Raw genomic sequence first — 24151 nt, 5'->3', positions numbered from 1 at the left:
ACGGCCAGGACTGACGGTCACATCAGGTACTGACAGCCACAGGACTGCCGGTCACTTCAGGGACCGGCAGTCACATCAGGGTCTGACGGAGGGGGGCGCGTGCCCTACGCGAAGGTCGTCGCGAGGGCGTGCCCGGGGGCCCTGGGCCGGGGCCGGCCGGAGGCGTCGGGGTCGCGTTGGGGCAGGAAGGCGGTCCGCCGGGCCCGGTCGCGGATGGCTGTCCGTACGCGGGTGGGCGGCACGGAGGGCGCGGCCCGCGAGGCGAGGAGGGAGCAGGCGGCGAACGCGGAGCTCGCGGCGGCGGTGGCGGCGAGGGCGACGGTCGCGGAGAGGCTGCCCGTGTCGAGCAGCGCGATCTCCAGGAAGAGGAACACCAGCAGGGTGGCGGGCCGCAGCCGCGACGCCGTGCGGATCATCGGCTGCCCTCCCCTCGGTGCACTGCCCTCACTGGTCCTGCCGTTCGTTATACAGGACGCGCCACGGGAGGGGATCGTTCCGCCCTCCGGGGTCCCCGGTCAGGCGGGCTCCACCTCGAGGGGTTCCAGCAGGCGCTTGGGCCGCAGCAGGGCCCGGCCGACCGGGTCCGCGGGGTGGGGGTCGAGTCCGGGTCCCGGCACCATCTCGACGTCGGCGACGGGGACGACGGTCCCGCAGGCGGGGCACTCCCCGTACGCCCCGAGCTCGGTCCCGCAGCCGGCGTGCCGGAAGGTGCGCAGCTTGCGCTCGCCGAAGTGCTGGCGGCCCCACAGGCCGAGCGCCCGCAGGGTGGGCCACAGGGCGATGCCGCGCTCGGTGAGGACGTACTCGTCCCGCGGCGGGGACTGCTGGTAGCGGTGCTTGACGAGGATGCCCTCGGTGGTGAGCGTCTGGAGGCGGGCGGCCAGGACGGCGCGCGGGATGCCGAGGTGGACGAGGAAGTCGTTGTAGCGCCGGACGCCGTAGAGGGCGTCGCGGACGATCAGGAGGGTCCACCGCTCACCGACGATCTCCAGCGCGCGGGCGATGGAGCAGTCCTGCGTCGCGTAGTCCTTGCCCAGTGCCATGGCATTCACTGTACCCCTTTCCACCTCCTTGGTTCGATGAACAGACTCACGATGCTACGGTGGCCTCATGCCAAGGTTCACTGAACGAACTGACGCCGCCGTAGCCCCCGGCCCGGCCTCCGTCCCGACCTCCCCGCCCGGCGCGCGATCCGGCCGGGCCACCCTCGCGCTGACCAGCGCCGCCACCGCCGTGGCCCTGATGACGTACACGGCGCCGATGGTCACGCTCCCCGAGACCGCCGCCGATCTGCACACCCCGCTCTCCGCGCAGGCGTGGCTCCTGAACGGCACCCCGCTCGGCCTCGCCGCCCTGCTCCTCGTCGCGGGCAGCCTCGCCGACGACTACGGGCGGCGCCGGATCTTCGTCGCGGGCACCCTCGCGCTCGGCGTCACCACCGCGCTGGGCGCCCTGACCAGTTCGACCTGGCTGTTCACACTGGCCCGCGTCGCGCAGGGAGCCGCGAGCGCGGCCCTCCTCGCCAGCAGCCTCGGCCTGATCGTCCACGCCTTCCCGAGCCCGCGCGGCCGGCTGCACGCCACCGGGGTGTGGGGCGCGTTCGTCAGCGGCGGCATCGCCGTGGGCCCGCTCGTCACCGGCGCGATGCCCAGCTGGCGCATCGCCTACGGCGTCCTGGGCGCGGCCGCGCTCGTCGTGGCCGCCCTGTCCCGCCGGGCGCTCACCGAGTCCCGCGCCCCGCGCGGCGGCCGCCCCGACCTGGCCGGCGCGGTCACCTTCGGCCTGGCGCTGGTCGCCCTGGTCGCGGCACTGACCCTGGGCCGGGACGGCTGGCTGCGGACACCCGTGGGCCTGCTGCTCCTCGCGACCGTGGTCCTGCTGGGGCTCTTCGCGGTCGTGGAGCGGCGCACGGCGACCCCCATGATCGACCTGAGCCTGCTGCGCCGCCCCGGATTCCTGGCGTCCTCGACCGGCGGCCTGTTCACCGGCCTCGCGGTGATCGGCCTGTTCAGCTTCCTGCCGGCGCTGCTCCAGCAGACGCTCGGCCTGTCCGCGATGGACACGGCCTGGCTGTTCCTGCTGTGGTCCGGGCTGTCCTTCACCGTCGCCCTCCAGGCCCGCAGGCTGGCGGGCCGGATGGCGCCGCGCCTCCAGCTCGCCCTCGGCTTCGCCCTGCACGCGGCCGGCACGCTGACCATGCTGGGCGCGCTCGGCTCCGGCTCCTGGACCCGGCTGCTGCCCGGCCTGGTCGTCGCCGGGGTGGGCAGCGGTCTGCTCAACGCCGCGCTGCCCCTGCTCGCCGTCGAGTCGGTGCCGGTCCAGCGGGCCGCGATGGGCTCGGGCGCCCAGCAGACCTTCCGGTACATCGGATCCTGCGCGGGAGTGGCCCTCACGATCGCCGTCGTCACCTCCACGAAGGGCGGCCTCGCCCACGGCGCCGACATCGCCATGCTCATCTCGGCGGTCCTGTCCCTGGTGGCGGCGGCGGGCGTGGCGGCCCTGCGGGAGCGGGCGGCCTGAGGAGGCGGGCCGAGAGGCCGTCCTGTCGATCGGGCCGGATCAGCGAGCGGTGTCCGGTGCCGTGCGTCGCAAGGCGCAGGAGGGGAGCGGCTGCGACGGGGGTCCCCCCGCTCGCACGCACCCGAGAGCGGGGGAACCGGCGACCGACGACAAGGCGGCGAACGCGGAGCCGGACACCGGGAGCCCCGCGTGATCGGCGAGACACCCCCAGGGCCGTCGCCCCCGGCGGGGGTCCGCGCACGGGGAGCGGAGGTGGCCGACGACACCCCCCTCGGCCCCCTCTTCTTCTCCCCACCGTCCTCTCCCCGGACATGTACGGGCAGTACGGTGTCCCCCATGCGCCCCGACACGCCTGCCGAAAACGTCGACCACACCGCCGAGGCGGCACGCCTGGAGCGAACCGCCGGCCTCTACCCCGAGGACGCCGAAGCCCTGCTGCTGCGGGCCGCGGCCCACCTGGAACTGTCCGGCGACCGCACCGCCGCGTCCGCCCTGTACGACCGCCTGCTGGCGTCGCCGGACCCCTTGGAGAACCCTCATCTGGTGCGCGCCCTCAAGGCGTCGAACCTCTGGGAGTACGGCCACGAGGCCGAGGCCAGGGCGATCATCGACGGCGTCCGCGCGTCCGCCCCGAGGGAGGCGGCCCCCTGGGTGATCGTCGCGGAGGCGCTGGAGGCGCACGACGAACTGGAGCAGGCGCAGGAGACGTTCACGCAGGCGGCCCGCCTCCTGCTGACGGACGTCGAGGAACCCCCGTACGCGACGCATCCGCTGCTGTTCGGCCGGCACCGGGTCCGCCGCATGCTGGGCCTGGCCCACGACGAGTGGGACGCCCTCGCGGACACCCTGCACTCGATGCCGGTCTCCCTGGACGAGCTCCACGACCCCAAGCGCGTGTGGTCCCTGGGCTCGGACAACCCGGCGGAGCTCCAGGCGGAGATCTCCCGCCTGCGGGCCGAACTGGGCGCCTACCGGGAGGCCCTGTCGCGCCCGTTCCCGGTGGCGATGCTGCGCTGGCCGGCGAACGAGCTGGCCGAACTGCTGACGGCGTACCCGGCGCTGTCCGCCGAGTACCCCTCGCACGAGGAGCACCTGGCGACGATAGAGACGTCCCTGCGCGAACTGTCCGCCTCCGGCACCCCCAACCTGGGCATCGTCACCGGCACGGTCCCCTCCTACGAGGCCTTCGCCGCCTCGGAGCTCTCCTCCCCGGAGGACACGACCCTCCTCCCCCAGTACGCGACCGTCCTCGCCGCCCGAGGCCGGGCCGCCGCCTGGCCGCCACAGCGCGGGGCGGACTGCTGGTGCGGGTCGGGGCGGGTCTACGGGGAGTGCCATGGGGCGGACCCGGCGCTCTGACGCCGCGGTGTGGTCCCGTACCCCTCCCACCTCTTGGGCTGTCAGTGGCTCCTGCTAGAACTGAGCCCCTCTTGGTGTGGGATGGGGGGCCAGCGTGGCGCAGTCGAGGGATCTGTCGCAGCCTGTAGCGGGCGTCTACGAGGCGGTCGTCACCCGGCGTATGCAGCAGCAGATGGAGCAGCTGCACGCGGCGGGGTGGAAGGCGATCGACGCCGAGGTCAGTGAGGAGTCCTCGCCGCACGTCCTCGCCCGGCACATCGGCCAGGCGGTGGGCCGGCGGCTCGCCCAGCTGCCGCCCGACCGGCGCGTCACCGTGGCCAACCAGATCATGGCTTCCCTCGCCGCCGACGCCGAGGACGGCGGCGAGGCCGACACCATCGCCGAGGGCCCCCGGCAGCTCCTCGCGCTCGCCGAGAAGCAGGCCCCCGGCGTCTACGCCGTACGTCCGCTGACCCCGCTGTCGGAGACCGCGCTCATCACCAACGCGCCCGACGATCCCAGTCTGGGCAGCGAGCTCCGCGCCGAGCTGGCGACCGCCGACCGGATCGACCTGCTCTGCGCCTTCGTGAAGTGGTACGGCCTGCGGGTCCTGGAGGACTCCCTGCGAGCCGCCGCCGATCGTGGCGTCCCCATCCGCGTCATCACCACGACCTATATCGGCGCCACCGACCGCCACGCGCTCGACCGGCTGGTGCGTGACTTCGGCGCACAGGTCAAGGTCAACTACGAGACCCGCTCCACCCGGCTCCACGCGAAGGCATGGCTGTTCAGGCGGAACAGCGGATTCGACACGGCGTACGTCGGCAGCTCCAACCTCTCCAAGGCCGCGCTCCTAGACGGCCTGGAGTGGAACGTCCGGCTGTCATCCGTGGCCACGCCGGCCGTGCTCAGCAAGTTCGAGGGCACCTTCGACGCCTACTGGAACGACATCGCCTTCGAGTCCTACGACCCGGATCGCGATGCCCACCGGCTGGACGACGCGCTGCGTACCGCGGGCGGGCCGGTGTCCGGCCGGGACACGAAGATCAGCTTGTCCGGCCTGGCGGTCCGGCCGTACCCGCACCAGGCCGACATGCTGGAGCGGCTGCGCGTGGCCCGCGAGGTCCACGGTCACCACCGGAACCTGCTCGTCGCCGCCACCGGTACGGGCAAGACCGTCATGGCCGCGCTCGACTACCGGCAACTGCACCAGCAGGGGGGCGGTCGGCACTATCCGCGGCTGCTCTTCGTGGCCCACCGCAAGGAGATCCTCAAGCAGTCGCTGCGCATGTACCGCGAGGTACTCGACGACGCGTCCTTCGGTGAGGTGCTGTACAGCGGCGAGCTGCCCCGCGACTGGAAGCACGTGTTCGCCAGCGTTCAGTCGCTCACCGAGCAGCGCCTCGAGCAGTTCGCTCCTGAGCACTTCGACGTCGTCGTCGTGGACGAGTTCCACCACGCCACCGCCACCACGTATCGCCGGGTACTCGGCCACTTCCAGCCGAAGCACCTTCTCGGGCTGACGGCCACCCCCGAGCGTGCCGACGGCCTCAACGTCCAGGACGCGTTCTTCGACGGCCGGATCGCCGCCGAGATGCGGCTGTGGGAAGCCCTCGACAACGACCTGCTGTGCCCGTTCCACTACTTCGGTGTGCCGGACGGCACGGATCTGCGGCGGCTTGACTGGCGTGCGGGCGCGTACGACCAGACACAGCTCGGGGAACTGTTCTCCGCCGACGACGCCCGCGCCCGCATCGTCATCAAGCAGGTGCGGGACAAGGTGCCCGACCCGGCGGCCATGCGGGCCCTAGGCTTCTGCGTCAGCAGGAAACACGCCCACTTCATGGCCCGGTACTTCCGGGAGGCCGGCTTCGAGGCCGAGGCACTGGACAGCACGTCGCGTCCCGAAGTGCGCGAGGACGTCCTGTCGCGGCTCAAAGAGGGCAGGACCCAAGTGGTCTTCTCCGTCGACCTGTTCAACGAGGGCCTGGACATCCCCGACGTCGACACCCTGCTGCTCCTGCGCCCGACGAGCAGCGCCACCGTCTTCCTCCAGCAGCTCGGACGGGGCCTGCGCCGCACACCGGACAAGCCCGTGCTCACGGTGCTCGACTTCATCGGCCAGCACCGCGCCGAGTTCCGCTTCGAGGAGCAGTTCCGCGCGCTGACCAACCTCTCGCGAGGCCGCCTGCTCGAGCACGCGGAACGCGACTTTCCCGTGCTGCCGTCCGGCTGCCAGATCATCCTCGAGGGCAAGTCGAAGGACCTGGTGCTGGACAACATCCGGACCCAGCTGAAGGCGACGGCCCAGACACTCGCTCGCGAGGTGAGGGCGTTCCACACGCCGCGGCTCGCGGACTACCTGCACGAAAGCCGGCGTGAAATACGGGAGTTGTACAAGTCCAGCAACTCGTGGACGTCGATCCTGCGCCGGGCGGGACTGGCCGAGGAGCCCGAACAGCCCGGCGAGGCGGACCTGCTGAAGCGTGTGCACGCGTTCCTGCACGTGGACGACCGGGAGCGCGCCGACGCGTATCTCCGCATGTTGGCTGACGACGCTCCGGTGTACGAGTCGCTCAGCCCCCGGGACCAGACCTACGCGCGCATGCTCTTCTTCTCGCTCTGGGACAAGGCCGGCGGGTTCGGATCCTACGGCGAGGGCTTCGAGGCACTCCGTGGACAGCGCGCGCTGCGCGATGAACTGCGCCAGGTCCTCCGGTATGTGATGGAGCAGGCCGACCACCTGCCCGTCCCCCTGGAAGGGCCGCACGCCGATGTCCCGTTGAAGGTGCACAGCGCTTACAACCGGTCGGAGATCCTGGCCGCGCTCGGCGTGGCGCGCTTCGGCGGGCAGATGCCCGGCTCCTTCGCCCAAGGCGTGCTGTGGGACGAGGCGCACCAGACCGACGCGCTGCTGATCACCCTGGAGAAGAACGAAAAGGACTTCTCCCCCACCATCCGCTACAAGGACTACGCGCTGAGCCCCTGGCTCTTTCACTGGGAGTCGCAGAGCACCACGGCGGACACCTCGCCGACAGGGCTCCGGTACCAAGAGCACGAGCGGCGCGGTAGCCATGTGCTGCTGTTCGCCCGGCGCTACAAAGAGACCGACATCGGTAAGGCGCAGCCGTGGATGCTGCTGGGACCGGCCACCTACGTCCAGCACGAGGGCAGCAAGCCCATGGCCATCACCTGGCGCCTCCATCACGAACTGCCTGCAGACGTGTGGTCGTACGCGAGCATCGCCGCAGGGTAGTGCCATCACTTGTCCGCCGACAGGCTGACGGCCGCTCAGCCTCGCACTGACCCCGCGCTTCTGATACCCCCTCACCCCATGGCCCGTTCGGCAGTCCTCGAGCGGCGCGGGGTGGGATATCGGATTAGCCTCCGAGATGAGCGCAAAGTGGATCTTTTCGTGTGCGCTCGGACGATCCCACCCGTAGGAGGAGAAATGCGCAAGCTTCAGAGGGCCGCTCTCGCGGCCGTAGTGATCGGTAGCCTCACCTGCATAGCCACCGGCACGGCCAGCGCGCAGCCCGCCTACGGTGGCGACGGGTGTCACTCGCACGACTTCAACCTCGACATCCTCGGTGAGGTCGGCATCGCCAACGGGCTGGCGGGCAATCTGTTCAACGGTGAGGGGAGCCCAGGCGGGCAACACACTCACCAGGGTTCCAGCTGCGGCGGCGGTCACTGAGCTGCACGTCCGCGGCGGACGACTCACCCCGACGGGCCCCGGTGCCCGGGCACACGCCCGGCGCCGGGGCCCTCGCCGGTGCCCGGTGTCCCTGGGATCGGACCCGGTGGGCGGGTCCCGTGACCGCTGGGGGAGGATGGCGGGCCGTACCGATCCCCGGGGGGACCTTCCGGGGGACCTTCCGGAGGTGGCCCTCAGAGGGGTGACCTTCCGGAAACGAGCGAGGGGGAGAGCGCATGGGTGTGCTCGTACTGGCCGGGATTCTGCTGCTCGCCACCGTGGGCTGCGTCTGTGTCGTGTGGGCGTCGCGGGGCGGGCCGCGCTGGGTGCGGGTGGTGTCCGCCGTGACGCTGGGCGTGGCCGGGATCGTCAAGGCGCTGGTCCGTGGCATGGGGACGTCCAAGGGGTCCTCGTCCGGTGCCGGTTCGGATGACTGACCCGCACCAAATCGTTTGTGGTGCGGATTCGGGGCCGGTACCGTGCGGTCACTTCGACGAGACGTTCCCCGGAGACACGCCGCAGCGTGGGAGCGTCCCACCTCGATGAGGTGCGGGAGGGGCGGCAGCCGACTTTGTCGACCCCTCATTCCGGAGGTCTCCCATGAACACCGGTCTGAACGCCGGGCACACCATCGGCTCGCACCACCGTCTCGACGTGGGCATCGGTCTGCCCATCGGTGATCCCGCGGCCCTGCTCACCTGGGCCCGACGTGCCGACGCAGGTCCCATCAGCACCCTCGGTCTGCTCGACCGTCTCGTCCACGACAACCCCGAACCGCTCGTCGCCCTCTCCGTCCTCGCGGGTGCCACCTCCCGTGTCCGGGTCCAGACGGAGGTGCTGCTCGCCCCGTTGCGCGGCACCGCCCTGCTGGCCAAGCAGGCGGGCACCCTGGACCGGATGACCGGGGGGCGTCTCGTCCTCGGGCTGGGGGTCGGCGGGCGCGCCGACGACCACCTCGCCGCGGGCACCGACCCGCGGACCCGGGGCCGTCTCCTGGACGAGCAGATGGCCCTGATGCGCCGCTTGTGGGCGGGTGAGGCGTACGGAGAGGGCGCCGGTGCCATCGGGCCGGCGCCCGCCCGCGCCGGGGGCCCGCAGGTGCTGTTCGGCGGCTTCAAGCCGGCCGCGCTCGAACGCGTCGCGCGCTTCGGCGACGGCTTCCTCGCCGCGGCCCCACCCTCCTGGGCGGACGGCCTGTTCGACACCGTCCGGGGCTTCTGGAAGGAGTACGGCCGTGCCGGTGAACCGCGACTGGTGGCGCAGGTGAACGTGGCGCTCGGCCCGCCGGACGTGCTGGACGACGCCCGTTCCCGGCTGCACGCCTACTACGCCTTCACCGGCATGGCCGACCGGATGGCCGAGGGCCTGCTCACCACTCCGGCCGCGATCCGCGCGGCGCTCTCCGCCTACGCCGGGCTGGGCGTCCACGAGGTGATGCTCTACTGCTACGGCGTCGATCCCGACCAGGTGGACCGCTTGGCCGACGTGCTCTGACACCGGGCCGGAGCGGGAGGGCCTCGCCGGTGGAAGCCTGCGACGGCCCGCCCGTTATCTTCATGCTCTACAGCTCGGCCGGCAGCAGCGGCCGGCGCAAGCGGTTGGAGGGGCACATGGCGAGGATTCCCAGCGCGGTGGTCGCCGCGAGCGGGCTCGTCGGCGGTTACGGCGTGGCCCGGTGGACGAGGAAGCGGCAGCTGGGCGGGGCCGTACTGGCCGTCGCGGGGGCCGCGGCCGCGCAGCAGTGGCGGCGGCAGGCCGGCGATCGGGCCGCGGTGGCCCTGAGCGTCACCTACGCCGCCGCCTTCGCCGGGTCGCATCCGCTGGCCAGGAAGGTCGGCGCCTGGCCGGCCGTCTTCGGGGTGGCGGGGGCCGTCGCGCTCGCCTCCTGGGCGGTCGCCGACCGCCGCGGCTGACCGCCCCGGCGGACGCGGGCCCGGTGCCCCGCGAGGCGAGGGACCGGTCCCGGCCGGAGGAAGACCGGGGCCGGTCAGCTCCTGCGCGCCGCGGGCGAGGGGAGCCCCCCCGACCGCCTCTCTAGGACCCCGTCGTGCCCGTGGCCCCCGGCGTGCCGGCCGTGGCCGAGCGGGCGCCCTCGGCGGCCGACTTGGCGACCGCCGACAGCGGCCGGGCGATGTCCTCCAGGGACCGGCGTTCGGCCCGTACGGCGAGGAACGCCGCGACCAGGCCGGCCGCGCACATCAGTCCGGCGCCGATCTGGAACGCGAGGACCGTGTCGCCGACCTTGCCCGTCTCGGTGAGGTTGGCGAACAGCAGCGGGCCGCTGATGCCGCCCGCCGCGGTGCCGAGGGCGTAGAAGAAGGCGATGGACATGGCCCGGGTCTCCATCGGGAAGACCTCGGAGACCGTCAGATAGGCGCTGGACGCCCCGGCCGAGGCGAAGAACAGCACGACGCACCAGCAGGCCGTCATCGTGGTGGCGCTCAGCGAGCCCCGGTCGAACAGCCAGGCCGTGCCGAACAGCAGGAGCCCGGACAGCAGGTACGTCGACGAGATCATCACGCGCCGGCCCACCGTGTCGAACAGCTTGCCGAGCAGCAGCGGCCCCATGAAGTTGCCGACCGCGATGACCGCGAAGTAGTAGCCGGTGTGACCGCTCGGCACGTCGAAGAACCGGGTCAGGATCGCGCCGAAGCCGAAGGTGATGGCGTTGTAGAGGAACGCCTGGCCGATGAAGAGGGCGAAGCCGAGGGTGGCGCGCCTGCGGTACTTGGCGAAGACGGTGCGGGCGATCTCCATGAAGGTGACGCTCTCGCGCTGGCGGATGGTGATCTCGCCCTCCGCGGGCGGCAGCGGCTCGCCCCGCTCGGCCTCCACCTTCTCCTCGATGGAGGACACGATCCGTTCCGCCTCTTCGTCCCGGCCGTGGATCAGCAGCCACCGTGGACTCTCCGGGACGTGCCGTCGTACGAGGAGGATGACGAGGGCGAGGACGGCGCCGAGCGCGAAGGTCAGCCGCCAGCCGACGTCCGCGGGGAAGATGGAGGTGTTCAGGGCGACGATCGACAGCAGCGCGCCGCCGACGGCGCCCAGCCAGAAGCTTCCGTTGATCATCAGGTCGACGCGGCCGCGGTACTGCGCCGGGATCAGCTCGTCGATCGCGGAGTTGATCGCCGCGTACTCGCCGCCGATGCCGAAGCCGGTGAGGAAGCGGAACAGGAAGAACCACCAGGTGTGGAAGCTGACCGCGGTCAGGGCGGTCGCCGCCAGATACACCGCGAGGGTGATCATGAACAGCTTCTTGCGGCCCCAGCGGTCGGTCAGCCGCCCCCAGAACAGGGCGCCGACACAGGCTCCGGCCACGTAGAGCGCGGCGGCCATACCGGTGACCTGACTGGAGGAGATCGGGAGTCCGCTGCCCGGTTCGGACAATCGGGGCGCGATGTTCCCGACGACCGTGACCTCCAGGCCGTCGAGGATCCAGACGGTTCCCAGACCGATCACGATGGTCCAGTGCCAGCGGGACCACGGCAGCCGGTCGAGTCTCGCGGGGATGTCGGTGGTGATCGTGCGGCCGCTCTCGGCCTGTGCCGTGCTCATGGGCTCCCTCCTCGGCGAGTGGAACCCTCGTCGAGTGCCCGCGAAACGCACGGTCTACGCCCCGAGTGCCCGCGCCACCGTGTAGATCACCAGTCCGGCCAGGGAGCCGACCACGGTGCCGTTGATCCGGATGAACTGCAGATCGCGTCCGATGTGCGCCTCGATCTTGCGCGTCGTGTGCTCGGCGTCCCAGCCCGCCACGGTGTCCGTGATCAGGGAGGTGATCTCCGCGCGATACGTCGTCACGACGTGCACGGCGGCGTCCTCGACCCAGCGGTCCACCTTGTTCTGCATGGACGGCTCCGCGGCCATCCGGGCGCCGAGCGACAGCAGGGAGGACCGCACGCGCAGCCGCAGCTCGCTGCGCTCGTCCTCGGCCGCCGACACGATCATGGCGCGTACGGCGGTCCAGGCCGAGGCGATCAGGTCCTGCACCTCGCCGCGGGCCAGCACCTCGCCCTTGAGCCGTTCGACGCGCGCCCGGGTCTCGGTGTCGGACTGCAGGTCGGAGGCGAAGTCGATGAGGAACCGGTCGAGGGCGCCGCGCGCCGGGTGGGAGGGCATGTCGCGCATCTCGGCGCAGAAGCGGAGCAGTTCCTTGTAGACGCGCTCGCCGACCTTGCGGTCGACGAACTTCGGCGTCCAGCCGGGCGCTCCGCCCTGCACGGCCCCCATGACGTCGTCGCCGTGCAGCACGAGCCAGTCGTGGGCCTTGGTCACGATCAGGTCGACGGCCCGTCTGTGGCCGCCCTCGGCGACGATGCCCTCCAGCATCTTGCCGATGCCGGGCGCGATCTCGCGGGCGTCGGCGCGGCGTGTGATGGCCTCGCCGACGACGGCCTGGACGTCGGAGTCCCGCATGACCCTCAGGGCGCCGCGCAGCGCGGTCGCCAGCTCGGCGGTGACCCGGTCGGCGTGGGCCGGCTCGGCGAGCCAGGCGCCGAGCCGGCTGCCGATGCCGACGGCGCGCAACCGCTGCCGTACGACGTCCTCGGAGAGGAAGTTCTCGCCGACGAACTCGCCCAGGGAGACGCCGAGCTGGTCCTTCTTGTTCGGGATGATCGCGGTGTGCGGGATGGGCAGGCCCAGCGGGTGCCGGAAGAGGGCCGTGACGGCGAACCAGTCCGCGAGCGCGCCGACCATGCCGGCCTCCGCGGCGGCGGCGACGTAGTCGGCCCAGGCGCCGGCGCCGTGGTGGGAGGCGACCTCGGCGAGGACGTACACGAGCGCCACGAGCAGCAGCAGGCCGGTCGCGGTGAACTTCATCCGCCGTACGCCGCGCCGCTTCTCCTCGTCGGCGGCGGTGAACGTGGTCATCGCACGCACGGCCGACGGGGGCACGTCCCGGTTACCGCCGGGCCGCGGCCGGGCATGCTCCTCCACGACAGACGTTCCCGATTTCTCCGGATTCGTACGTTCCATTCCGCTCCGTCCGTCCGTGATCCCCCGCACACATTGTCCCTTCCCGACCTACTCCTGGAACGAATCAGGAGTTCCCGGCGTCTGTTCTCGGGGGGAGCGATGACGACTCCGGAGGACTCCGGGCGGCCCAATGGGGGGTCTGCGCAACTCCCTTCCGCCTTATGACGCATCATGAGGTGATCACATCGGAGCCTCGGGCTCCCATCCGTCCGAGGAGAACGCACCGCATGACCAGGCGTAACGGTTATGCCTTGCTCGCCGCGATCGTCGCACTGATCGTCACCCTGTCCGTCGCCCTGTACGTCGGCGTCGCCGCCGACCACGGCAGCGCCACCGGCGAGACCGCGCCCGCGCAGCGCGGCACCGGCCGCGGCCCCGCCGCCCCCGCCTCCACCGGCCTGTGGGTCGGCGCCTGGTCGGCGTCCCCGGTCGGCGCGGAACCGGGCACCGAGGTCGAGGGCCTGGTGGGCCGCTCCGTGCGCAACGTCGTGCGCGTCGGCGTCGGAGGTACGAGTGCCCGGATCACGCTGTCCAATCTCTACGGCCAGTCGGCGCTGACGATCACGCACGCGTCGATGGCCGTCGCCGCCGGCACCGGGACCCCGGCCGCCGTCGCGGACACCATGCGGCGCCTGACCTTCGGCGGCAGCACCACCGTCGTCGTACCGCCGGGGCAGCAGGTGCTCAGCGACGCGGTGCGCATCGCGCTCCCGGCCGACTCGGACGTGCTCGTCACCACGTACTCGCCGACCCCGTCCGGCCCGGTGACCTGGCACCCGCACGCCCGCCAGACCAGCTACGTCGGCGAGGGCGACCTCACCGAGGACACCACCGGCGCCGCCTACACCGGGCAGGTCGCGTCCTGGCGGTACCTGACCGCGGTGGACGTCCTCAGCAAGGAGTCGGACGGCACCGTCGTCGTCTTCGGCGACTCGCTGACCGACGGCATCACCTCCACGCCGAACGCCAACCGCCGCTGGACGGACGTCCTCGCGCGCCGGCTGCGCACCGCGATCGCGGCCGGCCAGGACCTTCCCCGCTACAGCGTCGTCAACCAGGGCATCAGCGGCAACCAGATCCTCGCCAGCGGCACCGGCCGCCCCGCCGACAACCAGGCCGGGCTCGGCCGCTACCACCGGGACGTGCTCTCCCGCACCGGCGTCAAGGTCGTCGTCATCGACCTCGGCGTCAACGACATCCTGCGCAACCCCGAGGTCGCCGACCCCCGGAGCATCCTCGACGGCCTGCGCACCCTGGTCCGCCAGGGCCACGCCCGCGGCCTGAAGGTGATCGGCGCGACCCTGATGCCCTTCCAGGGCCACCGCGGCTACACCGACGCCCGCGAGCAGGTGCGCCAGCAGATCAACGCGCAGATCCGCGCGGGACGCGTCTTCGACGCGGTCGTCGACTTCGACGCGGCGGTGCGCGACCCGTACAACCCGCGCCGGTTCCGCGCCGCCTACGACTCGGGCGACCATCTGCACCCCAGCGACCAGGGGTACGAGCGGATGGCGGACAGCTTCGACCTCGGCCTGCTGAAGGGCGCCGCCCGCGCCGAACTCTGAGCGGCACGCGAGGGGCGGTCCCGGTGGCCGCCCCTCCGCCGTCCCCGTCCCCGTCGCCGTCCGCCGTCTCAGTCCTCGTCGGACACCGGCGCCGGCAGTTCGCGCCGGCCGGCCTTGCGCTCCAGCTTCTCGCGGCGGCGCTCCTCGCGCAGTTCCTGCTTCTGGGCGCGCGTCAGCTTGCGCTCCACACCGACCCCGCCCCAGAACGCGAACCCGGACACGATCACCCGGGGCCCGCCCGGTTCACCGAGGACGCCGTCCTCACGGTGGTCGAAGCCGCCCATGACACCGATGCCGCGCACCACGACCTCCACGCCGGGCGGCACGATCACCTGCACGCCGCCCATCACGGCCACGCAGTTGATCTCGATCTCGCGGTCCGCGAAGTCCGCCTCCCGCAGATCGATCTCCCCGCCGCCCCAGAACGCCACGCAGTTGAGCCGCTTCGGCGCCGTCCACCGCCCCTTGCGCTGGAACCCGGACAGCACGGCGACCGCCCACGCCGGTGAGTCGTCACCGCCGACGATCCGCCCCTCCCACGGCCGGCCCGCGGGCGCGGGCCGCTTCAGCATGTCGACCCTCGGCACGGGCGCCGCGCCGACCGGCAGGTCGCGGGTCAGCGGCTCCAACTCGCCGTAGGTGCGGGCCCGGTAGGTGGCGTCCAGCCGCTCCCCGAACTCCTCCATGTCGAGCCGCCCCTCCGCGAGGGCGTCCCGCAGGACCTCGGCGACCCGTTCACGGTCGGCGTCGGAGGCGCGCAGCTCCGGGGCGTTGTCGCTCATGACAGCAGCCTACGAGCAACTCGCCCCGGGGACTACGAGATGACCCGCCCCACGTCCTCCCGCGGAGCCTCGGGACGTCCGGCCGGGCCGTGCAGCATCCGCGCGATGACGGCCTCGATGTCCGGCTCCCGCACCGACAGGTCCACCAGCGGATGGTCGGCGGCGACACGCGCCACCAGCGCCGCCGCCGACTCGGACGCCGGGAACGCCAGCCACTGCCGGGGCCCCTCCACCTTCACCACGCGGGCCGGTGCCGCCTCGATCGGCGGCAGCTCACGCTCCAGGTCGACCACGAGCATCCGTTCGCTCTCCCCCACCTCGTGCAGCCCGGCGAGCGCGCCGTCGTACACCAGCCGCCCCTGGTCGATGACCATGACCCGGGAGCACAGCTGCTCGATGTCCTGCAGGTCGTGCGTGGTCAGCAGCACCGTCGTGCCCCGCTCGGTGTTCAGCTCCCGCAGGAACGCGCGCACCCTGGCCTTCGACATCACGTCGAGGCCGATCGTCGGCTCGTCCAGGTACAGCACCTCCGGGTCGTGCAGCAGCGCCGCCGCGACGTCCCCGCGCATCCGCTGCCCGAGGGACAGCTGCCGCACCGGCACCGCCAGCAGCTCCTCCAGGCCGAGGAGTTCGACGAGCCGGTCCAGGTTCTCCCGGTACCGGGCGTCCGGGATCCGGTACATGCGGTGCATCAGCCGGTACGAGTCGATCAGCGGCAGGTCCCACCACAGCGTGGTGCGCTGCCCGAACACCACCCCGATGCGGTGCGCCAGCCGGGTCCGCTCCCGGGACGGGTCGATCCCGGCCACCCGCAGCCGGCCGCCGCTCGGCGTCAGGATGCCGGTCAGCATCTTGATCGTCGTCGACTTCCCGGCGCCGTTCGGCCCGATGTAGCCCACCATCTCGCCGCGCGCCACCCGGAAGGAGATCGAGTCGACCGCCCGTACCCGCCGCCGCTCCCGCCTCAGAAAACCCGTCCTGCGCCGGACGTCGAAGACCTTCTCGACCCCGTCGACCTCGATGAACGCCTCGTCGTCCACGTCCGCTCCTCAGCTCCCCGTGCTCCGATAGGCCCGCAGCCCCGCCCGCCACGCCAGCCCCGCCGCCGCGCAGCACACCGCCGCGACCAGCGGTGACGCGTACGCCGTCCAGCCGGGCAGCGCCACCGGGTACGGCCGGCCCAGCACATGCGCGGCCGGCACCCAGTTGACGAAGGCGAGCGGCAACGTGAACGTGACCCCGCGCACCAGGTCCTTGCCGAACACCGACGGCGGGTACTGCAGCAGCGTCGTCCCGCCGTACGTGAACGCGTTCTGCACCTCGGCGGCGTCCTGCGCGACGATCTGGAAGGCCGCGCCCGCCACGAACACCGCGCCGAAGATCACCGCACCGCTCACCACCGTCACCGCCACCAGCAGCACCTTCGCCGCCGTCCACTCCACGTCCACCGCCGACAGCGCCCAGCCCAGCACCACCAGGCCCTGCGTGATCCGGCCCAGCCGGCGCAGCGCGAAACGGTCCGCGCCGACCTGCGCCAGCACCGGCACCGGACGCACCAGCAGCACGTCGAACGAACCGTCCCGCATCCGGGCGCCCAGCACGTCCATCGAGCCCAGCACCAGATCCGCGATCCCGAACGCCGTCACCGACAGCCCGTACAGGAACGCCACCTCCGGCAGCGACCAGCCGCCCAACGCCTCGACCTGCGAGAACATCAGCAGGATCCCCACGAAGTCCAGCCCGGTCAGCAGCAGGTTGCCGACCACCGTGACCACGAACGACGTCCGGTACGCCATGCTGGACCGCACCCACATCCCGGCGATCAGCCGGTAGGCCCGCAGCCCCTCGACGACCGCGCCGCGCTCAGCCACCCTGCACCACCACCCGCCGCGTCGCCGCCGACTGCAGCGCCCGCCCCGCCGCCAGCAGCACCACCGCCCAGCCCGCCTGGAAGGCCAGCGCCCCCGCCACCCCGGTCTCCCCCATCAGCACGTCCGCCGGCATCTGGAGCTGCGCCGCCCACGGCAGCACCCGCACCACCTCGCCGAACGCCCCCGGGAACGCGTTCAGCGGCAGAACCATGCCCGAGAAGAACAGACCCGTGATCATCAGAGCCTGGTTGACGCCCGTCCCGTCCAGCAGCCAGAACACGCTCAGCGCCACCAGATAGCGGATCGCGAAACTCACCACCGCCGCCAGCAGCAGCGTGCCCGTGAACGCCGCCCACCGGACCACGTCCGCCGGCAGCGCCATCGGGAAGAACAGCGCCCCGAACAGGAACGGCACCACCCCCCGGCCCAGCAACTGGAACAGGGCCCGCCCGAGGTCCCCGGCCAGCCACCACAGCTGCAGATCCACCGGCCGGTACAGGTCGACGGCGACCTCCCCGGTGCGGATGCGCTCCATCAGCTCCTTCTCCGCGCCCCCGCCCTGGATCGCCAGCGTCGCGAACAGGCACTGCCCCAGCCACACGTACGTCACCGCCTGCGCCTGGTCGTAGCCGCCGAGCCCCGGCCGCTCCTCCCACAGGGCCAGATACGTGAAGACGAGGATCACACCGAAGACGGTGTTGGTGAACACCCCGGCCGCCGTGGCCAGCCGGTAGGTCGCATACCGCCGGAAACCACCCGCCGCGACGGCCAGGTACAACCGCCCCGCGCCCACATCCACGGCCCTCCTCACCCGCACCGGCACCGAAGCGCAGGAGCCTAGTGGCCGCCCGATGCGGCCTGCCAGCCGTTTTCCGGGGCACCCTGAGGCGAGAAACAGCTCACTTTCCCCCAACATGCGCGCCGTTCCGGGAACGGAACACCCGGCGCGAGAGTCTTCAATGGGGGCGCAGCAGGCGTACGGGAAGTACGACGTGAATCAGGAGTCCGAGCACTACATGAGCGAAGAGCCACAGCCGCAGCAGCCCGCCGGGAAGCCGAAGCGACCCCGGCGGACGGGCTGGCGACGGATCATCCCGACCTGGCGCATGGTCCTCGGCACCTTCGTCATCGGCGTCCTGCTGCTCGCCGGCCTGTTCTTCCTCGGCTACTCCCTGGTCAAGATCCCGCCGGCCAACGCGCTCGCCACCAAACAGGCCAACGTCTACATGTACGCCGACGGCTCCGTGATCGCCCGCGACGGCGAGGTCAACCGGGAGAACGTCACCCTCGCCCAGATGTCCAGGCCCGCCCAGCACGCCATCCTGGCCGCCGAGGACCGCGACTTCTACACCGAGTCCGCCGTCGACCCCAAGGCGATGGTGCGCGCCGCCTGGAACACCGCCACCGGCAAGGGCAAGCAGTCCGGCTCCACGATCACCCAGCAGTACGTCAAGAACTACTACCTGCGCCAGGAGCAGACCGTCACCCGCAAGGTGAAGGAGTTCTTCATCGCGATCAAGCTCGACCGCGAGAAGAGCAAGAACGAGATCCTCGAGGGCTACCTCAACACCAGCTTCTTCGGCCGCAACTCCTACGGCATCCAGGCCGCCGCCCAGGCCTACTACGGCATGGACGCCAAGGACCTCGACGCCGCCCACGCCGCCTACCTGGCCGCACTGGTCAACGCCCCCAGCGAGTACGACGTCGTCACCCACCCGGAGAACAAGACCGACGCCGTCGCCCGCTGGAACTACGTCCTCGACGGCATGGTGACCAAGGGCTGGCTCAGCGCCTCCGAACGGGCCGGGCTGGAGTTCCCCATGCCGAAGGAGTCCTCCACCTCCACCGGACTGTCCGGACAGCGCGGCTACCTCGTGCGGATCGTCCAGGACTACCTGATCCAGAACAAGATGGTCGACAAGGAGGACCTGGAGTTCGGCGGCTACCGCATCACCACCACCCTCCAGAAGAAGCGGCAGGACGCCTTCGTCGACGCCGTCAACGACAAGCTGATCTCCCGGCTCGACAAGGAGAAGCGCAAGGTCGACGGCTACGTCCGCGCGGGCGGCGCCTCCGTCGACCCCAAGACCGGCAAGGTCGTCGCGATGTACAACGGCATCGACTACGTCAAGCAGTACACCCCGAACGCCACCCGCCGGGACTTCCAGGTCGGCTCCACCTTCAAGCCGTTCGTGTTCACCGCCGCCGTCCAGAACGAGTCGACCACCCGCGACGGCCGCCCCATCACCCCCACCACGATCTACGACGGCACCAACCGGCGCCCCGTGCAGGGCTGGCCGGGCAAGCCCTACGCCCCCGCCAACGAGGACGACGTCTCCTACGGCGACCTCTCCGTGCGCTCCGCCACCAACAAGTCCGTCAACGCCGTGTACGCGCAGATGGCCGTCGACGTCGGCCCCCAGAAGGTCATGGACACCGCGCTCAAGCTCGGTCTGCCCACGGCCACCCCCGACCTGGAGCCGTACCCCTCCATCGCCCTCGGCACCGCCACCGCGAGCGTCCTGGACATGGCGGAGGCCTACGCGACCCTCGCCAACCACGGCAAGCACGGCACCTACACCATGATCGAGAAGGTGACCAAGGACGGCGCCGAGGTCGTCGAGATGCCCCACCGCAAGCTCTCCCAGACCGTCAGCCGCGAAGCCGCCGACACCACGACCTCCGTCCTGCAGAGCGTCGTCGACAGCGGCACCGCCACCGCGGCCCAGGCCGCCGGCCGCCCCGCCGCCGGCAAGACCGGCACCGCCGAGGAGGACACCGCGGCCTGGTTCGCCGGATACACCCCCGACCTCGCCACCGTCGTCGCCGTGATGGGCCAGGACCCCGTCACCGCCCGGCACAAGCCGCTGTACGGCGCGATGGGCCTCGACCGCGTCAACGGCGGCGGCGCGCCCACCGAGATCTGGGCCCACTACACGAAGGCCGCCCTGAAGGGGAAGCCGGTCACCGACTTCGACCTGGAGCTCCAGGAGAACGCCGAGGTCCCCCAGTACCCCACCTCCGACCCGACGCAGGGCGACGAGGACGAGGACGAGGGTGACGAGGACGCCTCCGGGAAGCCGACCTCCGGCACGGAAACCGAGGGCCAGACCGGCGGCGAGACGCCCGGCGGCCCCGACGGCGGCACCAGCACCGGCCAGGACGGCGGCACCGACACCGGCGGCACGGACGCCGGAGGCACCACCGACGGCGGTCAGAACGGCGGCACGGACGACGGCGGGACCACCGACGGGGGCGCCGGCGGACCAGGCGGCCAGGACGGCGGTACCAGCACCGGCCAGGACGGCGGCACCGACACCGGCGGACCGGGCACCACGGGCACCACGGCGGGCTTCCCGACCCGCAGGCCCTGAGAGCGGTTCAGTGGCCGCTCGTCGCCTTCAGCCCCACCACGGCGACCAGCAGCAGACAGACGAAGAAGATCCGCGCCGCGGTGGCCGGCTCCCCCAGCACCACCATGCCGACCACCGCGGCACCGGCCGCGCCGATGCCGACCCACACCCCGTAGGCCGTACCGATGGGCAGCGAACGGGCGGCGTACGACAGCAGCAGCATGCTCGCCACGATGCCCGCGCCGGTGAACAGGCTGGGGACGAGCCGGGTGAAACCGTCGGTGTACTTCATGCCCACCGACCAGGCGACCTCGAGCAGACCGGCGACAACGAGCAGGACCCAGGCCATGACAGGCACCTTTCGAGACGTGACCACGTGGAACGGGGTGCGTCGTCCTTGCCTTCATCCCGGTACGGCGCGTCTCGTCGGGCAGGTCCCACGCTAGCAAGCCCACGGAAGAAGGGGCCGGTGACGATCGTCACCGGCCCCTCGAACCGTCACCTCACAGATAGAGCCCCGTGGAGTCCTCCGACCCCTCGAACCGGTCGGCGGCCACCGCGTGCAGATCGCGCTCGCGCATCAGCACGTACGCGACGCCGCGCACCTCCACCTCGGCACGGTCCTCCGGGTCGAACAGGACCCGGTCACCGGGCTCCACGGTCCGTACGTTCTGCCCCACCGCGACGACCTCGGCCCAGGCCAGCCGGCGGCCCACGGCGGCCGTCGCGGGGATCAGGATCCCGCCACCGGAACGCCGCTCACCCTCGGTGGTGTCCTGCCGCACGAGTACGCGGTCGTGCAGCATCCGGATGGGCAGCTTGTCGTGTTGGGTGCTCTGCTCGTTTCTGTTGGCGCTCACGCCTCGAACCTACCTGCCTCCGCCACCTCTGCACGCCGCCGGGTCCACGCCCTCAGCCCTTGCGGCGCCGGGTGCCGAGGGCCAGCAGCCCGACCAGTCCGACGGCCACGAGCGCGACCGGCACGATGCGCTCCAGACGCGGGGCGCCGTCCTCGTCGGTGAACTTGGCCCTGACGTCGCTCACGGCCCGGTTCACGCCCACGTAGGCCCGCCCGAGCGTGTGGTCGATGTTCGCCACGACCTTGGCCTTGGCGTCGCCGACGATCGTCTTCGGATGCACACGCACCCCGATCTCGTCGAGCGTCTCCGCCAGCACGGCGCGGCGGGCCTTGATGTCCGCCTCGATCTGTGCCGGGGTCCTGGTGTCCGACGTGTCCGCCACCGTACGGCCTCCGAAGTGAACTGATGATGTTTCCGGACAGTCTGTCAGCTCCACGGCGAACCGCACCGTCCGGCTCCCCGGTTACGCTTGTTCGATGAGCGAGCGACTCCAGCCGGGGGACGTGGCCCCCGCCTTCACCCTGCCCGACGCCGACGGCAACGAGGTGTCCCTCTCGGACCGCAAGGGCCGCAAGGTCATCGTCTACTTCTACCCCGCCGCCCTGACACCCGGCTGCACCAAGCAGGCCTGCGACTTCACGGACAACCTGGAGCTCCTGGCCGGCGCCGGCTACGACGTCATCGGCGTCTCCCCCGACAAGCCGGAGAAGCTCGCCAAGTTCCGCGAGAAGGAGTCTCTGCAGGTCACCCTGGTGGCCGACCCGGACAAGAAGGTCCTGGAGGCGTACGGCGCCTTCGGCGAGAAGAAGCTCTACGGCAAGACGGTGGTCGGCGTCATCCGCTCCACGGTCGTCGTCGACGAGGAGGGCAAGGTCGAACGCGCCCTCTACAACGTCAAGGCCACCGGCCACGTCGCCAAGATCATCAAGGACCTGGGCATCTGAGGCCCCTGGCAGCACCGCGACGGCCCGCACCGGGACACCCCGGCGCGGGCCGTTCCGCATTCCGGGCGTGACACCCCGACGCCCGGCTCGTTGATCCGTACGAGCCACGAACGCGTGGCCGGGTACGGGGAGGGGATGCGATGGAGGCGGGGGCCTGCACCAGGGAGCGCCTGGAGGAGGCGGCACGGGACGCCCGGACGCTCTCGGAGGCTCTGCACCGACTGGGCGTGGACCCGCGCGGGCCGTCCCGGCGATACGTCCTGACCCGGATGAAGCGGCTCGGCGTGGACGTCTCCCACTTCGAGCGCGAGGGCGTGAAGTGGACGCGCGACATCCTCCAGGAGGCGGTCACGGCCTCGACCAACATGTCCGAGGTCCTCCGCCACCTCGGCCTGGACGTGGTCGGCGGCCACCACACCCACATCAGCCGCCGGATCAGGTCGTACGGGATCGACACGTCGCACTTCGCGCCGGCCGTCCGCACCGAGCGGCAGCGCGACAACCGGCGGCGCCGGACGGCCGAGGAGATCCTGACCGTGCTCGCCTCGGGGCGGACCGGACGCGTGCCGAGCGCTCGCCTCAAGCGCGCGATGCGGGAGAAGGGCGTGCCGGAGCGGTGCGCGCTGTGCGGTGTGGAGGGCGTGTGGCTCGGCGAGCCCCTGCCGCTCGAGGTCGACCACATCGACGGCGAGTGGCGCAACAACCGGTTCGAGAACCTGCGCCTCCTGTGCCCCAACTGTCACTCGACGACCGACCGTTACCGCGGGCGCGGCACGCGGCGCGCTCGGGAGGGGGCCTCATGAGCGCAGGCACTCCGTACAGCCGGGAGCGGCTGGCCGAAGCCGCCCGCCGGTGCGGCGACATCGACGAGGTCATCGTCTTCCTCGGGACGCGGCCGTACGCCAATCTGCGTCGTCATCTGCTGGCGCGCTTCGCCCGCTTCGGCATCGACGTCTCGCACTTCCGCCCCTGCGGCAGACGTCCACGGCCCACGCGTGAGGAGCTGTGCACGGCAGTCGCGGAGTCGTCGTCCCTCGCGGACGTCCTGCGGCGCCTGGAGCGCACGGTCAACGGCACCCAACGCGCCCGGCTGCGCGCGTGGCTGGCCGAGGAGGGGATCGACGCCGCGCACTTCCCGGGGCAGGCCCATCAGCGCGGCCGTCCGGCCCGGAACGCGAAGCCCCCGCAGGAAGTGCTGGTCCTGCACGACGGCGCACGCCGGACCGCGACGAGCCGCCTGCGCCGGGCGCTCCTGGCGGTCGGTGTCCCGGAGCGGTGTGCGCGGTGCGGGGTGGGCCCCGAGTGGCTCGGCAAGCCCATGACGCTGGAGGTCGACCACATCAGCGGGGCCTGGCGGGACGACCGGCGGGAGAATCTGCGGCTGCTGTGTCCCAACTGCCACGCGCTCACGGGGACGTGGTGCAGGGGAGGCGCCGGGCGGCCGGTGTCTGCCGGTACGATGACAGGCACCTAGCGGCGGTGGTGCAATGGCGACACAGCAGGTTTAGGTCCTGTGGCCCTTAGCGGGCTTGAGGGTTCGAATCCCTTCCGCCGCACTTGAACGGCCTGCGTTTCGAAGATCGAGACGCAGGCCGTTGTCGTACCGTCAGCCCAGCAGTTCCCGTACCACCGGTGCCAGTGCCCGGAACGCCTTGCCCCGGTGGCTGATGGCGTTCTTCTCGGCTGGGGTGAGTTCGGCGCAGGTGCGGGTCTCGCCGTCGGGCTGGAGGATCGGGTCGTAGCCGAAGCCGTTGGTGCCGGCCGGGTGGTGGCGCAGGGTGCCGCGGAGCTGTCCCTCGACGACGCGTTCGGTGCCGTCGGGGAGGGCGAGGGCGGCCGCGCAGGCGAAGTGGGCGGTGCGGTGGGGGTCGGCGATGTCGCCGAGCTGGGCGAGGAGCAGTTCGAGGTTGGCCTGGTCGTCGCCGTGCTTGCCGGCCCAGCGGGCGGAGAAGATGCCGGGGGCGCCGCCGAGGACGTCGACGCAGAGGCCGGAGTCGTCGGCGACGGCGGGCAGTCCCGTGGCGCGGGCGAGGGCGTGGGCCTTGAGGAGGGCGTTCTCGGCGAAGGTGACGCCGGTTTCCTTGACGTCGGGGATCTCGGGGTAGGCATCCGCGCCGACGAGGTCGTGGTCGAGTCCTGCGTCGGCGAGGATCGCCCGGAGTTCGGTGATCTTTCCGGCGTTGCGGGTGGCGAGGATCAGGCGGGTCATGGCCCCCAGTATGGCCAACCGCGGGGACGGCC

The 24151-nt window shown here is 71.8% G+C and carries 24 protein-coding genes, 1 tRNA gene and 1 riboswitch; of the genes, 13 read left to right on the top strand and 12 right to left on the bottom strand.

Features of this window, described 5'->3' with window-relative positions; translation table 11 throughout:
* Positions 1-104: 104 nt before the first annotated feature.
* Together ABZ899_RS00510 and ABZ899_RS00505 are read right to left on the bottom strand one after the other, a co-directional pair.
* A complete protein-coding gene (locus tag ABZ899_RS00510) occupies positions 105-416 on the bottom strand; it encodes a DUF6412 domain-containing protein (RefSeq protein WP_361338658.1) in 312 nt (103 codons plus the stop codon).
* 99 nt (positions 417-515) lie between these two features.
* Positions 516-1043, bottom strand: a complete 528-nt coding sequence (locus tag ABZ899_RS00505; RefSeq protein ID WP_361338655.1) for a helix-turn-helix domain-containing protein — start codon at positions 1041-1043, stop codon at positions 516-518.
* Positions 1044-1110: 67 nt separating this feature from the next.
* Here ABZ899_RS00505 and ABZ899_RS00500 point away from each other — a divergent pair, with 67 nt between their 5' ends.
* The 7 genes from ABZ899_RS00500 (at position 1111) to ABZ899_RS00470 (ending at position 9468) form a co-directional block, all read left to right on the top strand.
* Positions 1111-2520: an MFS transporter gene (locus ABZ899_RS00500; protein WP_361338654.1), complete on the top strand. Its 1410-nt coding sequence runs from the start codon at positions 1111-1113 to the stop codon at positions 2518-2520.
* Between the two features lie 336 nt (positions 2521-2856).
* Positions 2857-3879, top strand: coding sequence for an SEC-C metal-binding domain-containing protein (locus ABZ899_RS00495; RefSeq protein ID WP_361338652.1), 1023 nt, complete (start codon positions 2857-2859; stop codon positions 3877-3879).
* 160 nt (positions 3880-4039) lie between these two features.
* The gene (locus ABZ899_RS00490; RefSeq protein WP_361339518.1) at positions 4040-7114 is read left to right on the top strand and encodes a DUF3427 domain-containing protein; all 3075 of its coding nucleotides are present in this window, start codon (positions 4040-4042) and stop codon (positions 7112-7114) included.
* Positions 7115-7309: 195 nt separating this feature from the next.
* A complete protein-coding gene (locus ABZ899_RS00485; protein ID WP_361338649.1) occupies positions 7310-7555 on the top strand; it encodes a hypothetical protein in 246 nt (81 codons plus the stop codon).
* A gap of 236 nt (positions 7556-7791) precedes the next feature.
* On the top strand, positions 7792-7992 hold the full coding sequence (locus ABZ899_RS00480) for a hypothetical protein (protein ID WP_361338646.1): 201 nt from the start codon (positions 7792-7794) through the stop codon (positions 7990-7992).
* Between the two features lie 163 nt (positions 7993-8155).
* Entirely contained in the window at positions 8156-9049 is an 894-nt protein-coding gene (locus ABZ899_RS00475; RefSeq protein ID WP_361338643.1) for an LLM class flavin-dependent oxidoreductase, read from the top strand.
* Positions 9050-9165: 116 nt separating this feature from the next.
* Positions 9166-9468: a hypothetical protein gene (locus tag ABZ899_RS00470; RefSeq protein WP_361339515.1), complete on the top strand. Its 303-nt coding sequence runs from the start codon at positions 9166-9168 to the stop codon at positions 9466-9468.
* A 121-nt stretch (positions 9469-9589) separates the two neighbouring features.
* Here ABZ899_RS00470 and ABZ899_RS00465 read toward each other — a convergent pair whose 3' ends face one another.
* Positions 9590-11113, bottom strand: a complete 1524-nt coding sequence (locus tag ABZ899_RS00465) for an MFS transporter (protein WP_361338640.1) — start codon at positions 11111-11113, stop codon at positions 9590-9592.
* Positions 11114-11167: 54 nt separating this feature from the next.
* Complete coding sequence (locus ABZ899_RS00460) at positions 11168-12430, bottom strand: DUF445 domain-containing protein (protein WP_361338637.1); 1263 nt, start codon at positions 12428-12430, stop codon at positions 11168-11170.
* Between the two features lie 332 nt (positions 12431-12762).
* On the opposite strand from ABZ899_RS00460, the gene ABZ899_RS00455 reads away from it, so the two are divergent.
* Positions 12763-14100, top strand: a complete 1338-nt coding sequence (locus tag ABZ899_RS00455) for an SGNH/GDSL hydrolase family protein (protein WP_361338634.1) — start codon at positions 12763-12765, stop codon at positions 14098-14100.
* 68 nt (positions 14101-14168) lie between these two features.
* Here ABZ899_RS00455 and ABZ899_RS00450 read toward each other — a convergent pair whose 3' ends face one another.
* The 4 genes from ABZ899_RS00450 to ABZ899_RS00435 are packed head-to-tail and all read right to left on the bottom strand — an operon-like array spanning position 14169 to position 17546.
* Positions 14169-14882 (bottom strand): DUF1707 domain-containing protein, encoded by a 714-nt coding sequence (locus tag ABZ899_RS00450; protein ID WP_361338632.1) that lies wholly within the window; start codon positions 14880-14882, stop codon positions 14169-14171.
* A gap of 32 nt (positions 14883-14914) precedes the next feature.
* Positions 14915-15922 (bottom strand): ATP-binding cassette domain-containing protein, encoded by a 1008-nt coding sequence (locus ABZ899_RS00445; protein WP_361338629.1) that lies wholly within the window; start codon positions 15920-15922, stop codon positions 14915-14917.
* Positions 15923-15931: 9 nt separating this feature from the next.
* The gene (locus tag ABZ899_RS00440) at positions 15932-16753 is read right to left on the bottom strand and encodes an ABC transporter permease (RefSeq protein ID WP_361338626.1); all 822 of its coding nucleotides are present in this window, start codon (positions 16751-16753) and stop codon (positions 15932-15934) included.
* Positions 16746-17546: an ABC-2 family transporter protein gene (locus tag ABZ899_RS00435; RefSeq protein ID WP_361339512.1), complete on the bottom strand. Its 801-nt coding sequence runs from the start codon at positions 17544-17546 to the stop codon at positions 16746-16748. Before ABZ899_RS00435 ends, ABZ899_RS00440 begins: the two co-directional genes overlap by 8 nt.
* A 223-nt stretch (positions 17547-17769) precedes the next feature.
* Between ABZ899_RS00435 and ABZ899_RS00430 the strand changes: the two genes are divergently transcribed.
* On the top strand, positions 17770-20127 hold the full coding sequence (locus ABZ899_RS00430; RefSeq protein ID WP_361338623.1) for a transglycosylase domain-containing protein: 2358 nt from the start codon (positions 17770-17772) through the stop codon (positions 20125-20127).
* A 7-nt stretch (positions 20128-20134) separates the two neighbouring features.
* Here ABZ899_RS00430 and sugE read toward each other — a convergent pair whose 3' ends face one another.
* From sugE to ABZ899_RS00415, 3 genes are all read right to left on the bottom strand, one after another.
* A complete protein-coding gene (gene sugE / locus ABZ899_RS00425) occupies positions 20135-20455 on the bottom strand; it encodes a quaternary ammonium compound efflux SMR transporter SugE (RefSeq protein WP_062665174.1) in 321 nt (106 codons plus the stop codon).
* A 36-nt stretch (positions 20456-20491) separates the two neighbouring features.
* Positions 20492-20563: riboswitch (guanidine-III (ykkC-III) riboswitch) on the bottom strand.
* A gap of 46 nt (positions 20564-20609) precedes the next feature.
* Entirely contained in the window at positions 20610-20912 is a 303-nt protein-coding gene (locus ABZ899_RS00420) for a co-chaperone GroES (protein WP_361339509.1), read from the bottom strand.
* Between the two features lie 106 nt (positions 20913-21018).
* Positions 21019-21348 (bottom strand): DUF3618 domain-containing protein, encoded by a 330-nt coding sequence (locus ABZ899_RS00415; RefSeq protein ID WP_361338620.1) that lies wholly within the window; start codon positions 21346-21348, stop codon positions 21019-21021.
* A 94-nt stretch (positions 21349-21442) separates the two neighbouring features.
* Here ABZ899_RS00415 and bcp point away from each other — a divergent pair, with 94 nt between their 5' ends.
* From bcp to ABZ899_RS00395, 4 genes are all read left to right on the top strand, one after another.
* On the top strand, positions 21443-21910 hold the full coding sequence (gene bcp / locus ABZ899_RS00410; protein ID WP_361338617.1) for a thioredoxin-dependent thiol peroxidase: 468 nt from the start codon (positions 21443-21445) through the stop codon (positions 21908-21910).
* Positions 21911-22050: 140 nt separating this feature from the next.
* Positions 22051-22713: an HNH endonuclease signature motif containing protein gene (locus ABZ899_RS00405; RefSeq protein WP_361338614.1), complete on the top strand. Its 663-nt coding sequence runs from the start codon at positions 22051-22053 to the stop codon at positions 22711-22713.
* The gene (locus tag ABZ899_RS00400; RefSeq protein ID WP_361338611.1) at positions 22710-23384 is read left to right on the top strand and encodes an HNH endonuclease signature motif containing protein; all 675 of its coding nucleotides are present in this window, start codon (positions 22710-22712) and stop codon (positions 23382-23384) included. The genes ABZ899_RS00405 and ABZ899_RS00400 overlap by 4 nt, the downstream gene beginning before the upstream one ends.
* Positions 23384-23466: transfer RNA gene (locus ABZ899_RS00395), tRNA-Leu, on the top strand. The genes ABZ899_RS00400 and ABZ899_RS00395 overlap by 1 nt, the downstream gene beginning before the upstream one ends.
* A 50-nt stretch (positions 23467-23516) precedes the next feature.
* Here the strand turns inward: ABZ899_RS00395 and rdgB are convergent.
* Positions 23517-24119: an RdgB/HAM1 family non-canonical purine NTP pyrophosphatase gene (gene rdgB, locus ABZ899_RS00390; protein ID WP_361338608.1), complete on the bottom strand. Its 603-nt coding sequence runs from the start codon at positions 24117-24119 to the stop codon at positions 23517-23519.
* Positions 24120-24151 lie beyond the last annotated feature (32 nt).

This window comes from Streptomyces sp. NPDC046859, assembly GCF_040645135.1.
GTDB lineage: Bacteria > Actinomycetota > Actinomycetes > Streptomycetales > Streptomycetaceae > Streptomyces.
This window is presented reverse-complemented; position numbering and strand designations above follow the sequence as displayed.

Coding starts and splice junctions, on each gene's coding strand:
- rdgB (WP_361338608.1), bottom strand. CDS start 24,119: ATGACCCGCCTGATCCTCGCCACCCGCAACGCCGGAAAGATCACCGAA.
- ABZ899_RS00455 (WP_361338634.1), top strand. CDS start 12,763: ATGACCAGGCGTAACGGTTATGCCTTGCTCGCCGCGATCGTCGCACTG.
- ABZ899_RS00505 (WP_361338655.1), bottom strand. CDS start 1,043: ATGGCACTGGGCAAGGACTACGCGACGCAGGACTGCTCCATCGCCCGC.
- ABZ899_RS00495 (WP_361338652.1), top strand. CDS start 2,857: ATGCGCCCCGACACGCCTGCCGAAAACGTCGACCACACCGCCGAGGCG.
- ABZ899_RS00510 (WP_361338658.1), bottom strand. CDS start 416: ATGATCCGCACGGCGTCGCGGCTGCGGCCCGCCACCCTGCTGGTGTTC.
- ABZ899_RS00400 (WP_361338611.1), top strand. CDS start 22,710: ATGAGCGCAGGCACTCCGTACAGCCGGGAGCGGCTGGCCGAAGCCGCC.
- ABZ899_RS00450 (WP_361338632.1), bottom strand. CDS start 14,882: ATGAGCGACAACGCCCCGGAGCTGCGCGCCTCCGACGCCGACCGTGAA.
- sugE (WP_062665174.1), bottom strand. CDS start 20,455: ATGGCCTGGGTCCTGCTCGTTGTCGCCGGTCTGCTCGAGGTCGCCTGG.
- ABZ899_RS00420 (WP_361339509.1), bottom strand. CDS start 20,912: ATGCTGCACGACCGCGTACTCGTGCGGCAGGACACCACCGAGGGTGAG.
- ABZ899_RS00460 (WP_361338637.1), bottom strand. CDS start 12,430: ATGACCACGTTCACCGCCGCCGACGAGGAGAAGCGGCGCGGCGTACGG.
- ABZ899_RS00500 (WP_361338654.1), top strand. CDS start 1,111: ATGCCAAGGTTCACTGAACGAACTGACGCCGCCGTAGCCCCCGGCCCG.
- ABZ899_RS00430 (WP_361338623.1), top strand. CDS start 17,770: ATGAGCGAAGAGCCACAGCCGCAGCAGCCCGCCGGGAAGCCGAAGCGA.
- ABZ899_RS00470 (WP_361339515.1), top strand. CDS start 9,166: ATGGCGAGGATTCCCAGCGCGGTGGTCGCCGCGAGCGGGCTCGTCGGC.
- ABZ899_RS00490 (WP_361339518.1), top strand. CDS start 4,040: ATGCAGCAGCAGATGGAGCAGCTGCACGCGGCGGGGTGGAAGGCGATC.
- ABZ899_RS00480 (WP_361338646.1), top strand. CDS start 7,792: ATGGGTGTGCTCGTACTGGCCGGGATTCTGCTGCTCGCCACCGTGGGC.
- ABZ899_RS00405 (WP_361338614.1), top strand. CDS start 22,051: ATGGAGGCGGGGGCCTGCACCAGGGAGCGCCTGGAGGAGGCGGCACGG.
- ABZ899_RS00465 (WP_361338640.1), bottom strand. CDS start 11,113: ATGAGCACGGCACAGGCCGAGAGCGGCCGCACGATCACCACCGACATC.
- ABZ899_RS00475 (WP_361338643.1), top strand. CDS start 8,156: ATGAACACCGGTCTGAACGCCGGGCACACCATCGGCTCGCACCACCGT.
- ABZ899_RS00485 (WP_361338649.1), top strand. CDS start 7,310: ATGCGCAAGCTTCAGAGGGCCGCTCTCGCGGCCGTAGTGATCGGTAGC.
- bcp (WP_361338617.1), top strand. CDS start 21,443: ATGAGCGAGCGACTCCAGCCGGGGGACGTGGCCCCCGCCTTCACCCTG.